Genomic DNA, 12761 nt, shown 5'->3' on the forward strand with positions numbered 1-12761 from the left:
CGGTTGTAGTACGCCGACCGCTGCCGGGTATCACGGCGTCGGCGGATTGGCATCGTTGGGCGGGCGCCCCCCGTCCGTTGGGGTGGGGGGAGGGAGCGGAGGGGGGACGCCCGGGTACAGGGGGGTGCCGTCGGGCGCGTACTGAGGCGCGCCGTAAGGCGGGGCACCCGGGTATGGCACGGGACCGGGAGCCGGCCCGCCCACGTAGCGGATGCTTGGTGGCTCGGGTGTGCCGCGGGTCACCGGGAAGTAGTTGGCCCATCCGGGGAAGCCGATGCCCGGATTCGGCCGGATGTCCAACCCGGTGCCAAAACCGGTGTCGGTGACCAGGTAACGCACCGGCCAGTTCTGCGCGACGTCGGGCAGCGACCCGCATCCGGGTTTGCCGCCGGGCCCGCCCTTCGCGGCGACGACCGGCAGGTTTTGCGGATTCCGGTACGGGTCGTCGCCGAGCAGCAACTGGGCGTCCATGATCAAGGACTTGCCGTTGCTGCCCCCGAGCATCTGAGACCAGTCACCGAGGGTGCGGTCGGCGCCGACGAGGAGACACGTCAGCTCCGGGTTGTATTTCATCAGCAGATCGGTCGTGGGCCGCAGCACGTTGACTGCTGTGATGAGGTTGTCCTTGCTGGGGCCCAGCACGTCAATGCCGCTGCGAGACAAGCCCGCCACGCCCGCCAGCAGCGCGTCGAGTTGGGTGGCTTGTGTCGTCACCGTGGCGCTGGTGGTGGTGAGTGCAGCGAGGGTGTCGATGAGGTGGTCGGCGGCCGCGCCGTACACGTCGCCGACGCGCTGCAGCGCGCGCCAGTCGGCACGTAGCGTCTCGGTGCGCGGATTGACAGCCAGCAGAACCTGATTCGTGTCGGTGATCGATTGGCCGATGCGCTCGCCCTGTCCGCGCACGCCTTCGGCGATGGCCGACAGCACCGCGTTGAGCTTGGCCGGGTCGATCTGTTTGATGAGTTGCACGAGATTTTCGAAGACGGTATTGACCTCGGTGGCAACGTTTTTCGAAAGCAGTACCGCACCGGCGGCGAGCCGTTTGGGGCTGGGGTTGCTGGGGTAGATCAGGTCCACGTACTTCGCGCCGAACAGCGAGGTGGCATTGATCCTCGCCTCGACGTTGGCGGGGATGAAGTTGATCTTGTCGGGGTCGATCTCGAGTTGCAGGGTCTGCGAGTTGAGCCCGCTGGAGATCGTCGCGACGTGTCCGACCTGCACGCCGCGCATCTTCACCTTCGAGTACGGCTCCATGACCAGACCCGAGCGATCGGATTTCAACGTGACCGGCACGGCCGCGGAGAACGTTCGGTTGAAGGACGCGACACTCAACACCGCGGCGGCGACGATGCCGGCAACCAACGGGAGCGCCAACCATTCGGCGGCGATCTGGGCTCGTCCTCGGCGTGCCATGGGTCAGCCCGCGAAGTTGAAGTTGCCGGTCTGACCGTACAGGGCCAGGGTGACGAACAGCACGATGAATGCCGCTCCGATCAGCGAGGTCCGGGTCGCTCGGCCGACAGCCTTGCCGACACCCGCGGGCCCCCCCGCCGCGGTGTAGCCGTGGTAGGTGTGGATCAGCATGATCACGGTCACTTCGGCGATCGTGACGACGAATGACCGCAGTAGGTCCGCGGGAATCAGAAAGGTGTTGAAGTAATGCTGATACACGCCACTGGACTGGCCGTAGATGAGAGTGGTGACGAAATAGCCTGCCGTGTAACCCAGTAGCAGTCCCACGCAGTACAGCGGGATGACGACGAAAACGCCTGCGCCGATCCGAGTCGAGGCGAGGTAGGCGATGGAGCGGATGCCCATGACCTCCAGCGCGTCGATCTCTTCGTTGATCCGCATGGCACCGAGCTGAGCGGTGGATCCGGCGCCGATGGTGGCGGCGAAGGCGATACCCGCGGTGAAGGGGATGACCAAACGGGTGTTGACGAACGCCGACGCGAAGCCGTTCAGCGCCTCGACCCCGATCTGCGACAGCTGGTTGTAGCCCTGGCTGGCGAGCGCGCCGGCGTTGGACATCGTGATGAACGAGACCACCGCGACCGTTCCGCCGATAATGGCCAGCGAGCCGGTGCCAAGGCTCATCGCCGCGATCTGACGCAGCACCTCGGCTCGGTAATAGATGACGGCGTGGGCGACCGAGCCGAGCGCTTTTCCGTAGAACCTGGTCTGCTCACCGATCCGGCGCCAACCGTCCCGCAGCTCTCTGATCCGCGCCGCACGCGGCACCCACTGATCGGCCAAGGTGCTGGTGCTCATTTGGTCACCTCGAACCCGAGGGCGGTGATGATCAGATTGATGATGAACAAGAGGACGAACGAGAACACCACCGTTTCGTTCACGGCGTTACCCACTCCCGCGGGCCCGCGCCTGACGTTGACACCCTGAAAACAGGCGATCAGACCGGCAGTGAGCCCGAACATGGTCGCTTTGACCATGGCCACCAACACATCTCGCAATCCGGTCACCAGAGTCATGCCTGACACGAACGCCCCGGGTGTGACGTGCTGGAAGAACACCGAGAAAAAGAACGCACCGGTGACCCCGGTCAACGTCACCAGCGAGGACAACAGCAGCGCGACCACGGTCGCGGCCAGCACGCGCGGAACGACCAGCGCCTGGATCGGGTCGATACCCATGACCTTCAACGCGTCGAGCTCTTCCCGGATTGTCCGCGCCCCAAGGTCGGCACACATCGCCGAGGCCCCCGCTCCCGCAACGACGAGGACCGTGACGAACGGGCCGATCTGGTTTACCGCGCCGAGCGAGGCGCCGGCTCCGGAAAGGTCAGCGGCACCGAATTCCACGAGCAGCACGTTGAACGTGAACACCGTCAGCACCACATACGGCACCGATAGCATCAACGCGGGGAACATCGCCACCTTGGCGACAAACCAGGTCTGTTCCAGGAATTCGCGCCACGCGAATCGCGTGGTGAACATCGTGACGAAGGTGTCCAGCGCGAACGCCGACATGGAGCCGACGCCGCGAAGCGGCTTCATCGGCGCCGAATCGGCGATCGACGCGGTCCGCTTGTGCCTCGACAAAATTGTCGGTGCTGCAACGAGATCAGAGGATGCAATCTTCATTTGTCGACCTCAGATGAAGGCTTCGTTGAGGGCTTCCCGGTTCTCGGCGGTGGTCACGAAGGCAGTAAGGTCCTCCTCCACCGTCTCGACGTGGGGGTCGCCCGGTTCGACGAAGTAGTAGCCGCCGGCTGAGATTGATTTCGGCTCATGCCCATCCAGGTCGACCCGAATCTGCCCATCCAGCACGAAGATCTGCACCCAGCTCCGATGGGAATGATGCGGGAAGACAAACCCTTTCGGCAGCTTGAAGATGCCGGCGAAAAGATTGCCCTTGTCCCACAGCCGACACTCTTCGACGTTGAACCCCGCCAGATAAGCCGACGCCCACCGCTGATCTTGGGTGGTGACGAATTTAGCCATGGACGCTCCTGGCGCGGTAGGGATGAGACATTCGCTCTCCGGGTCGGCAACGGCGCGCGCGTTACGAGCCACCACCGCTTCGCAGACCCCGAGAGATGCCGCGAGCGTGGGTGGACGCGAGTTGCCGCCACTTGGTGATGCACATGTCGGGCGGGAACAGGTGCTCGTTAGCCCATCCGTTTTGGTGGCTGTAGAACTCTTCTTGCGCCTCACGAGCCCAGACGTCGTCGTCGTTGAATCCGTGCAAGGCGAGGTCGCGCCACTTGTTCTCGAACTCGTCCTCGAAGGCCTGGACGTCGGCCTCGTTTGTGACCTTGCGCTGCAACACCTGGAAGTACTCGTGCTCGTTGGCACCGACCGGAACATAGAACTCGTACTGCACCAGCGTGGGGTCCGGGAAGGGATCGACCTTGAGCACTCCCGGCAGCCACACGCTTACCCGTGCGGCTACTCGCTTTTCATCGCCGGACAGCTGGCATTGCAGCACGGGCTGGCCGCCCAGCTGCGCTTCGAAGACCGGCTTGTAGTTCTGGGCGAGATTGTCCACCACGCCTTTGGGCCAGCCCTGTGAGTGGACCTCCATCGCCCCGCGGTCGGCCGGGACAAACCCGTATGGCAGAGCGAGTTTGTTGCCGGAGACCAGCGGTGAGTCGCGATGCATGAAGATGTGGGTGGTGTCGAAGCCGTTCTCCACACCAAGCCGCCAGTTCGCCGCGACGGTGCGGCGGATCCCCAGGCAGTGGGTGTCGGTGTCGAGAAATCCCGGCGGAACGTCCTCACTCAACGCGGGGGGCTCCTGGTCGCCGACGAACACGAAGATCAGGCCCTGTTGTTCTTCGACCGCGAAGACGGGGATACCGACCTGCCCGATCACCGGCGATTCCGGAGATGTCAGCACATCGGTGAGCTGCCCGTCGGCCAGGCTGTAGGTCCAGCCGTGGTACCAGCACGACACGGTGCCCTTCTGAAAACACAAGGGCTGCGCGGAGAACCGCACGCCGCGGTGCGCGCACTGATCCGCGATCGCGCGCACTTGCCCGTCGACACGGGTCAGCAGAATCTGCGTGCCCAGCATCTTCACCGATGCGAACCCGCCTTCGGCCAGTTCGTGGCCGAACAGGGCCGGGTGCCAGTGATTGCTGAAGCCCAGTTCGGCCTGCAGATACCGCGGCCACTTCGAAGCCACGCCTGTTTCGATTCGTTGGTCGGCGGCAGTCACCAGGCTCTTCTCCCCACGTAGATCGCTTTCGATTTAGCAAGCGACTATGCCAACGCCGCAACGACGTGACATCCGTTGAACTACCTAGTGAGGTACCGAAATACTCCGAGTTCAGTAGTCGACGGGCGCCGGATCAGTGCCGGCTGGCGATCCATCCGGCGATCTGGCTACGCGAGTTGAAGTCCAATTTGCTCAGGATGTGCTGAATATGGCTGTCTATCGTGCGACTGGACAGCACCAATTCCGCCCCGATCTCTCGATTCTTCATCCCCCGCGCCACCAGTTCCGCGACTTCCATTTCCCGTGGGGTCAAAGGGGATTCGTCGTTGCGCGGCGGTGAGCTTGCGGCGTCCTCGACACCGAGGAGGTTGGCCGTTGCCAGATCGGTGCTCAGCAGGGCCCCGCCGGCGATCAATGCCTCCGCCTCCCGCGCACTGAGCACCGTACGCAGCCGCGCCTCGGTGCCGGCGTGGCAGTTGGCCAAATCCGTCCCGAACGCACCCATCGACGTTCCCAGGTTGTCCCAGATTGTGCGGGCGGCCCCCAACAGCCGTGCACTTTCGGCGTAACGCCCGTCCGAAGCGGCGATCCAGGCGAAGAGCTCGACCACATGTGCAATCCCGAGATGATCACGGAACTCAAGCTTCATCCGCAGACTTTGCCGGGCCTGCTCGGTGGCCTCGACGTAATCGCCCGCCGTCCATTTGTTCAGCGACAGCGCCCATAAGGCGTAGGACGCGGCCCAGCGTTCGCCGTAACGAGCGCTCAGTTGCAGCGACTTCTCGCAGGCTGAGATCGCCAATTCCTGTTCGCCAGTGAACAAATAGACCACCGCAAGCTGGAACAGCATCTCTAGAACGCCCGCGACGTCACCGCGTTCCTCGTGGCTTGCCATCCCGCGTTCGTAGTAGATCCTGGCCTCGGCCGGCTCACCGCCAAAGAGGGCGGCCATGCCGCGAAGCTGCGCGATGTAGCCGCAGAGATCGGGCGCGTCGATCATCGCCGCGAGCTTGTCCGCATCGTCGAGCCTGGTTCGCGCTTCGGTCACCTCGCCGCGCAGCAACGCAAGGTAGGCATCGACCCACATGGCGTTGGCGCGAGTGCGGCAGGAAGCTTCCGTGCCGATCGAGGACAAGGCCTGACGAAGCCAGCGTCGTCCCTCGCCGAGGCTTCCGCCCGCGATCCAGTACCACTGCAGCGCGGCGGCCATCGCGCACGCCTGTTCCGATTGATCGGCTTCGATGCAGTAATCGAAGGCGCTCCTGAGGTTGGTGTGGTCTTCCCGGAGGCGGGCCAGCCAGGTGGGTTGATCGGGGCCACACCACTCCGCGAAACTTCGCTCGGCGAGCCGCAGGAAATAGTCGCGGTGCGCAAGGTGGAGTTGCTGCAACTGTTCTTTCTTCGTCAGCCGGTCCTTGCCGTACTCGCGAAGAGTTTCGAGCAGCCGGTAGCGCATCTGCTCGCCGGCTCGCTCCACGATGAGAATCGACTTGTGTACCAGGGCATCGACCAGATCGACGATCTCGTCGCTGGTCAGACCGTCGCCCGCACAAACCGCCTCGGCAGCCGCCAGCGTGAAACTGCCCGCGAACACCGATAAACGCCCCCACAGCGCCTGTTCTTTGGCGGAGCACAAGGCGTAGCTCCAATCGATCAGCGCCGCGAGGGTCTGGTGACGTGGCAGCGCCGAGCTGTTGCCTGCGCTCAGCAGCTGGAAACGACTGTCCAATCGTTCGAGGACTTCACCCACGGGCAGTGTCCGCAGTCGAGCCGCCGCGAGTTCGATGGCAAGCGGGATGCCGTCGAGGCGTTCGCACAGCCGCGCCACCAGCGCACTGTTCTCCTCGGTGATGTCAAACCCGGATCCGCTGTCCGATGTCCGGGCGCGCAACAGGGCGACGGCGTCGAACTCGTCCAACGAGAAGGCGTCGAGCCGCGTTCCCGATCGCGGCGTCGACAAGGGTGGCACGGTGAAGATGTACTCGCCCAGCACCCCCAACGAGTGCCTGCTGGTCACCAAGAATCGCAGCATCGGCGCGGCGCGGAGCAGCTCGTCGACGAGTTCTGCGCACGCGGCGCTGAGGTGTTCACAATTGTCGAGGATGACGAGCATCTGCTTGCCGGCCAGGTGGTGATGGAGTTGCGACAGCGGCGCACGCCGCGTTTGCTTCACCACACCCAGCGCGGTGGCTACCGTTTCGGCCAACGCCGCGGGGTCCTGCAACGCCGCCAGCTCGACGAACCAGGCCCCGTCCGCGAAGGCTCTGCGCGAGTCGGCCGCGACCTTGATCGCCATACGCGTCTTCCCGACGCCCCCGACACCCGTCAGGGTTACCAGCCGTGATGCGGACAGCTGTGCACGTAGTTCCGCGAGTTCGTGGCGACGGCCGATGAAACTCGTCACGTCCGCGGGTAGGTTGCCCTCATTTCGCTTCATTGATCGCACATTCGTAGCACCCGCCGCGGGCAGCCGCGGCCGGCACCAGAGTCGGTGCTGAACGCCTAGTGCGCAGCACCATGCCACCGTCCCATGCGACAGCATGATACTGAGCCACGGCGAAGCCGCCCAGGAATTCGCCGGAGTGATCGGGCCGGACCCGCGCGACGAACGATGCGTTAGTGGGCCGCGGCATCAAGAAGGTCACCTGCGGCGAACCGCGGTGCCTCGTTGCGCAACAGCTTCCGCGCGGTCCCAAGTGCCTTGCTATTGACACCGAACACCCCGATGGCGCTCCCCTGGGCCGAGTAGACGGCCACAAATTTGCAGCCCGCGACGTCACCGGCGAGTTCCACGCGATCGTGCCCCCGGGTATCGCCGACACACCACATGTCGAGGTCAAGCTGTTTGGACCACACGAAGGGCAACGCGTCACATACTGCGTTGCCGCCCAACATGTTTCGGGCGGCGACCGCGCCCTGGTGCTGCGCATTCGACTCGTGCTCGATGCGCACGTGCCGGCCTAGCAGCGGCGAATACATCGCGGCGACGTCGCCCGCGGCGAACACTTGAGGATCCGTGGTGCGGCAATGCGCGTCGACCACGATCCCCCCGTGCGAAAGCTCGACGTTGGTCCCGTCGAGCCAGGAGGTTCCGGTTCGGCTGCCGACGCCGACCACAGCGATGTCACAGGCGATCGTCGCGCCGGAGTCCAGGCGGACGCCCTCGACCTTGGAATCGCCGCAGATCTCGACGGCTGTCGCGCCGAGGTGTGTCTTCACTCCGGCGCGCTGGTGGCGCTCGGTAAGGGTTGCCGCGACGTCGGGTCCGACTACCCGCTCCATCAGATACGAATCCATTTCGACGACATGGACATCCGCGCCCAGCGAGATCGCGGTCGCGGCCACCTCGCAGCCGATGAAGCCGCCCCCGATGATGACCACGGTGGTAAAGGCGGTAATCGCCTGTTGCAGACTGAGTGCGTCGTCGAGATTACGCAGGGTATGGACGCCCCGCAGCGAGAAACCCGGAATGTCGAGCGCGGCGGGCATCACGCCGGTCGCGATAAGCGCCTTCTCGTAGGCGAATTGCGCCCCGGATGCCAATGTGACGACCCGATTTTCGGTGTTCAGCCCGGTGGCCGCATCGCCCAGGACGACCTCGATCCCCTTGTCGCGGTAGTACTCGCTTTGCTTCAGGTACACCGAGGACAACTCGGCGTCTCCGGATAGGACCGCCTTCGACAACGGGGGTCTGGCGTAGGGAAGTCGACTTTCGGCGCAAACCATGCGCACCGACCCGGCGGCGCCCTTCCTGGTCAGCGTGTCAACCGCGCTCACTGCCGCGAGGCCTCCGCCGATGATCAGATACCGCGCGTCCTGGACAGCGCTGGGCACGCTAGTCGTCATCCGTGGTCGCGATGAAGACCCCGCCGCCGTCGATCACGACGTCGTATTTCTGTACCGGTTCGGTACACGGTTCCGCCGTCGGCGCCCCGGTGCGCAGATCGAATTTGCCTTCATGCAACGGACATTCGATCTCCAGCGTCTCCGGATGAAGCTGGCCCGAATCCAACCACGCGTCGGCGTGACTGCAGATGTTCGATATCGCGTAGACCGCGTCCCCGACTCGCACCAGCATCACTTCCTCACTGCCGGCATCGACGGCAATTGGTTCCTTGTCGACCAAGTCGGCGTAGTCGGCGACCTTGACCAGCTTGCAGCCGCGCGCATTTTCGACGCTCATATTCCTCATTTCAATCGTGCTCGACGACGGCCGTGCCGCGGGTCAGACGTTGACTTCCGGGGGCGTGGCAAAGGCAAACGCACTCATACCCGTTGCCCACGGTTTGATCGGTTCGTAGTAGAGGCTCGCGCCGCCCGCGTCGCCAATAGCCGCCGCGGCGAAGATCCAGTTACGAATCTCCAGGCCGCCGTTGCCCGCGTGCTCGACGATGTAGTCGTTCGACCAGGCCGCGGCATAGCCGCCATCGCCGGCCGACAGCAGGGCCAGAAACTCTTGATCGAACGGTTCGTTGATCCGGCCCATCTGGGCGGTGCCCGGCCAGTGGGACAGACCACCGCACCCCACCACGACCACCCTTTCCTCGCGCGTCGCCACGTAGCCGGCCAGCAACCGCCCGAGGAGATAGCAACGAGCCGCGGTCGCGGTCGAACACTGTGATTGGGTCCCGATAATCAGCGGCATCACCGGAACGTCGTTGCTCGGAAACATCATCAGGATTGGGATGGCCAATCCGTGGTCGGCGCGAATGGTGTTCATCGAGGCGATATCGAAACCCCGCGTCGTGCTGTAGCAGAGGAAGTTCTTCGCAAACTCCGCGTTCGACGGGATCTCGACCCTGGGGATGTCCATTTCGCCGAAGGTCTGAAATGAATCCACCACCGGCACGGTGAACGGGGGTTGGGGACCGCTCGGCAGCAGCGTCGGTCCGTGTTCGGACGACACAAAGATCACCAGATCGGGGTTGAGGTCGTATACCATGCGCCCGAGTTCGCGGAAACCGTCAACGACCTTCTGCGCTTGCTGCTCCACGCCAGTGCTGGGAAACATCGTGTGCGATGTCGCGAAGGCTCCGACAACCTTGCCCATCAGTGCTCCCCGTTTGAGACTGCGGTGGTGAAGTATTCGCGCGCGCTCATCGCCCGCTCGAATTCGGGGTTGCAAATGAACGAGCCCCACATGGCCAACAGGGGCGGTACCCCCAACGGGGCCAACTTGTCCGGCGTCGGCTTGTTCCGGACGATCTCCCACTCATCGGCAGACAGCCCATACCGATCCACAAGTGTCGCGTCGAGAGTGCGGATCGCGTGCCACGCGTCCCTGCTGGCGAGCCCGTCCTCGAACATGCGGCTCAGCTCAGACGGACTCATCGCGTTCGTCCTCTGCCAGCAGGAAGTCGATCGAGATGCGGGCAAACTCCTTGGGATGCTCCAACATCGCCCAATGGCCGCAACGTGGAATCGCGTACAGGTGAGACCGGTCGATGAGCTGGTGGAAGCGGACGGACTCAAGCAACGGCACTACCGCGTCCTCGCGCCCGGAAACAACCAGCGTCGGAACCTTTACCGTGGCGATATCGCTTTCCTCGAAGTGCAGCCCGCCTTGGTCTTTGACCCAGGCCATCGTGCGCCGGTAGGCGTCCATCACCTTGTCGTCGCAGGTGAGTTTGTACCGGTACTCGACGAGACCCTTTGGTGGCGTGAAACTTTCGTGAGTCAGCGCATCGACGATTCTCGCCATGCCGTCCAAGTTGGGCTCGGCGTAGTTCAAGATCGTCTGCAGCTGCGGCGAGAAGCTTCGGTTAAGCCCGGCGCTGCCCATCAGGACCAGCTTGCTGACCCGGGCCGGATCGGTCATCGCCAGCCCGAGTGCGGTCGCGCCGCCCATCGAGTTGCCGACCAGAGACACCTTCTCGAGCCCCAGCGCGTCGAGAAAGGCCGCTAGATGCGCGACGCGGGCCGGTTGCGAGTACTCGAACGCGTCGTCGCCGGGCAGGCTCTGTCCGAACCCGACCATGTCGTAGGCGATGGTGCGGAAACGAGCCGAGAACATGGGGATCGACGTCACCCAGTTTCCCCAGGCGTCGGCGCCGGCACCGCCGCCGTGGATCAGCACCACGGGCGCGCCGTCGCCTGCTTCCCAGTAGCGGGTGCTGACTTGGCCGACTTCGATGGAGCTGTCTCGCGGGGCCGTTGTCGTCGCGGTCATTTGCCCACTACCGGTGAAATCACTGGATTCTTCTCCCCACACGCGTGGATTGCTGTTGATTAGCCAACGACTATGCCAACGCGGCGGTGGGGCGACATCCGTTGAAATACCGAGCCGACTACCGAAAACAGCACTGGGCCAGGGCGGGTGCTACCGGCGCGGCAGTGATCCCGCGCCCACGTATCCCAGTGCCAGGGCGAGCACGGCGAACTTGATCAGGGCGGCGGTGCGCGCGCGTCGCGCATTCTCGGCGACACGGTTTCCGTTGAGCACCTTCAGCAGCGAGACGCCCTCGACCGCATCGCCGGCGACGGCGACACCCACGATGGCGGGCAGGGCGGCCGGGTGGCCACGGCGCCGACGGGTGCGCTCCACGAGCAGGGCGGCGAAGACGCCATAGGTGGTCATGTAGCCGAAATCCAGCCACGTGGATATCAGTGCGGCGCGCCGGCCGTCGCTGCCCCAGCGGGCCATGATGGCCTCGGCCCGAGAAGCGTTGCCGGCCAATTCAAACGGGATGATGCCCGGGCCGCCGGTCGCACGCATGCGTCGTTCCAGCACGAGCATCCCCGCGGTGTAGGCGGCAAACGCCAGCCCCGATGCGCCGAGCCGATTAATCCTCATTCTGCTCACCAAGTTATGGCTTTTTGGCCCACACCGCGAGGTTCGGGCTCACCATCAATACCGGGTCGGGACCGCACTCCACCCTGACCCGCTCGGCGAAGACGTCGATGTCGAGCTCATCCTCGCTGGCGATGCCGTTGGTGGTCAGCACCCCTGACAGCCCCCGCAGCAGCGTGCTCACATGGTCCACCACGTCGGCGCCGTGGTAGACGAGACCGGAAACCTCATAGGGCGGCTGTGGGACCAGGCCGATCGAACGCAGCACCGACGGCAACCGCGATGCCACCCGTTCCGGGACCCCGGTGGCGAGAAATCCCGCTGTCATCCACCGCGACAGCTGCTCTATCGACGGGCTCTGGGGAGACATGATGACGCCGGCGGACGACATGTGCTCGAACTCAAGAAAGGCCATCACGCCTCCCGCCACCAGGCGATCGGCGAGGGCACTCAGCACGGCCTCCAGGTCGGGCTGATACATCAGCACCAACCGGCCGACGATCGCGTCGAACGGCCCCTCCGGCGGGACGGAAATGTCGCCGGTTTCGAAGCGGACATGCGACAGCCCCAGGTCCGCGACGCGGCGGCTCGCGGCCTCGACGTTGTCGGGGTCGCGGTCGATGCCCAGGACTTCGCCCGACGAGCCGACGAGATCGGCCACGATGATCGCGACATCGCCGCCGCCCGACCCGCAGTCGAGCACCCGAGCGCCCGGACCGATGCCTGCTGCGCGGAACAGCTTGTCGGTGGCAGGACGCAGCTGCTCGCCTTGGCGCGCGAGCCGGTCACGTTCGCGTTCCGTGTTCGACCACGCATACTGTTTGGCCACGCGCCGAATCGTTCCACACCCGTTCGGTATTGGCGCGTTAAGCGAAATGTGGCAGGTTAATCCCGGCCGATCTGCTGCAGGACCGCGCCCATGTCGGCGAGGTCCCACACCGCGGCGAACTTCCCGTCCGCGACGCGATAGAGGGTGAACTCCGAAATGCTCACCCGGCGACCGGTCGCTTCGATGCCCTGGAAGATGCCGCGATGAGTGCCGGTGACGGTGAAGTGAACCGAGATGTAGTCGTCATCGACGACGAGGTGCCGCATGTCCCAATGCCAGTCAGGAAACGCGGAGACGATCGGCGCGAATTGCGCCGCAACGGCGGCGGGATCCATCGGGGCGTCGTTGACCTTGATGGCCGCGGTGTAGAACGACGCCATTCCATCGAAATCGTGTTCGTTACAGCACTTCAGGTAAGCCTGGTACAGGGATCGGTAGTCCTCGAGCCGACTCACCAGAGCG

Annotated in this window: 14 protein-coding genes and 1 pseudogene; all 15 read right to left on the minus strand. The window is 64.4% G+C overall.

Features of this window, described 5'->3' with window-relative positions; translation table 11 throughout:
* Window positions 1–30: 30 nt before the first annotated feature.
* The 15 genes and pseudogenes from G6N55_RS11785 to G6N55_RS11850 all read right to left on the minus strand — a co-directional run bounded on the left by G6N55_RS11785 (window position 31) and on the right by G6N55_RS11850 (window position 12754).
* Entirely contained in the window at window positions 31–1413 is a 1383-nt protein-coding gene (locus G6N55_RS11785) for an MCE family protein (RefSeq protein WP_163667292.1), read from the minus strand.
* A gap of 3 nt (window positions 1414–1416) precedes the next feature.
* Complete coding sequence (locus tag G6N55_RS11790; RefSeq protein ID WP_085221772.1) at window positions 1417–2271, minus strand: MlaE family ABC transporter permease; 855 nt, start codon at window positions 2269–2271, stop codon at window positions 1417–1419.
* Entirely contained in the window at window positions 2268–3014 is a 747-nt protein-coding gene (locus G6N55_RS11795) for an MlaE family ABC transporter permease (protein WP_232079049.1), read from the minus strand. The genes G6N55_RS11790 and G6N55_RS11795 overlap by 4 nt, the downstream gene beginning before the upstream one ends.
* A gap of 96 nt (window positions 3015–3110) precedes the next feature.
* The gene (locus tag G6N55_RS11800) at window positions 3111–3461 is read right to left on the minus strand and encodes a cupin domain-containing protein (protein WP_085221770.1); all 351 of its coding nucleotides are present in this window, start codon (window positions 3459–3461) and stop codon (window positions 3111–3113) included.
* Between the two features lie 61 nt (window positions 3462–3522).
* A complete protein-coding gene (locus G6N55_RS11805; RefSeq protein WP_179968140.1) occupies window positions 3523–4680 on the minus strand; it encodes a Rieske 2Fe-2S domain-containing protein in 1158 nt (385 codons plus the stop codon).
* A 133-nt stretch (window positions 4681–4813) separates the two neighbouring features.
* Window positions 4814–6673: an ATP-binding protein gene (locus tag G6N55_RS11810; protein ID WP_232079050.1), complete on the minus strand. Its 1860-nt coding sequence runs from the start codon at window positions 6671–6673 to the stop codon at window positions 4814–4816.
* Between the two features lie 108 nt (window positions 6674–6781).
* Window positions 6782–7222, minus strand: a pseudogene (locus tag G6N55_RS30345) (hypothetical protein); the annotation flags it as partial.
* Window positions 7223–7296: 74 nt separating this feature from the next.
* Window positions 7297–8514, minus strand: a complete 1218-nt coding sequence (locus tag G6N55_RS11815; RefSeq protein ID WP_163667299.1) for an NAD(P)/FAD-dependent oxidoreductase — start codon at window positions 8512–8514, stop codon at window positions 7297–7299.
* 1 nt (window position 8515) lies between these two features.
* The gene (locus G6N55_RS11820; RefSeq protein WP_163667303.1) at window positions 8516–8863 is read right to left on the minus strand and encodes a non-heme iron oxygenase ferredoxin subunit; all 348 of its coding nucleotides are present in this window, start codon (window positions 8861–8863) and stop codon (window positions 8516–8518) included.
* 42 nt (window positions 8864–8905) lie between these two features.
* Window positions 8906–9730, minus strand: a complete 825-nt coding sequence (locus tag G6N55_RS11825) for a DODA-type extradiol aromatic ring-opening family dioxygenase (RefSeq protein ID WP_085221765.1) — start codon at window positions 9728–9730, stop codon at window positions 8906–8908.
* On the minus strand, window positions 9730–10011 hold the full coding sequence (locus G6N55_RS11830; protein ID WP_085221764.1) for a hypothetical protein: 282 nt from the start codon (window positions 10009–10011) through the stop codon (window positions 9730–9732). The genes G6N55_RS11825 and G6N55_RS11830 overlap by 1 nt, the downstream gene beginning before the upstream one ends.
* A complete protein-coding gene (locus G6N55_RS11835; RefSeq protein WP_085221763.1) occupies window positions 9998–10849 on the minus strand; it encodes an alpha/beta fold hydrolase in 852 nt (283 codons plus the stop codon). Before G6N55_RS11835 ends, G6N55_RS11830 begins: the two co-directional genes overlap by 14 nt.
* A gap of 150 nt (window positions 10850–10999) precedes the next feature.
* On the minus strand, window positions 11000–11473 hold the full coding sequence (locus G6N55_RS11840; RefSeq protein WP_139826801.1) for a hypothetical protein: 474 nt from the start codon (window positions 11471–11473) through the stop codon (window positions 11000–11002).
* Window positions 11474–11486: 13 nt separating this feature from the next.
* Entirely contained in the window at window positions 11487–12299 is an 813-nt protein-coding gene (locus G6N55_RS11845; protein ID WP_163667305.1) for a class I SAM-dependent methyltransferase, read from the minus strand.
* Window positions 12300–12355: 56 nt separating this feature from the next.
* A complete protein-coding gene (locus G6N55_RS11850; RefSeq protein WP_163667308.1) occupies window positions 12356–12754 on the minus strand; it encodes an ester cyclase in 399 nt (132 codons plus the stop codon).
* Window positions 12755–12761 lie beyond the last annotated feature (7 nt).

The organism is Mycobacterium florentinum, assembly GCF_010730355.1.
Lineage (GTDB): Bacteria > Actinomycetota > Actinomycetes > Mycobacteriales > Mycobacteriaceae > Mycobacterium > Mycobacterium florentinum.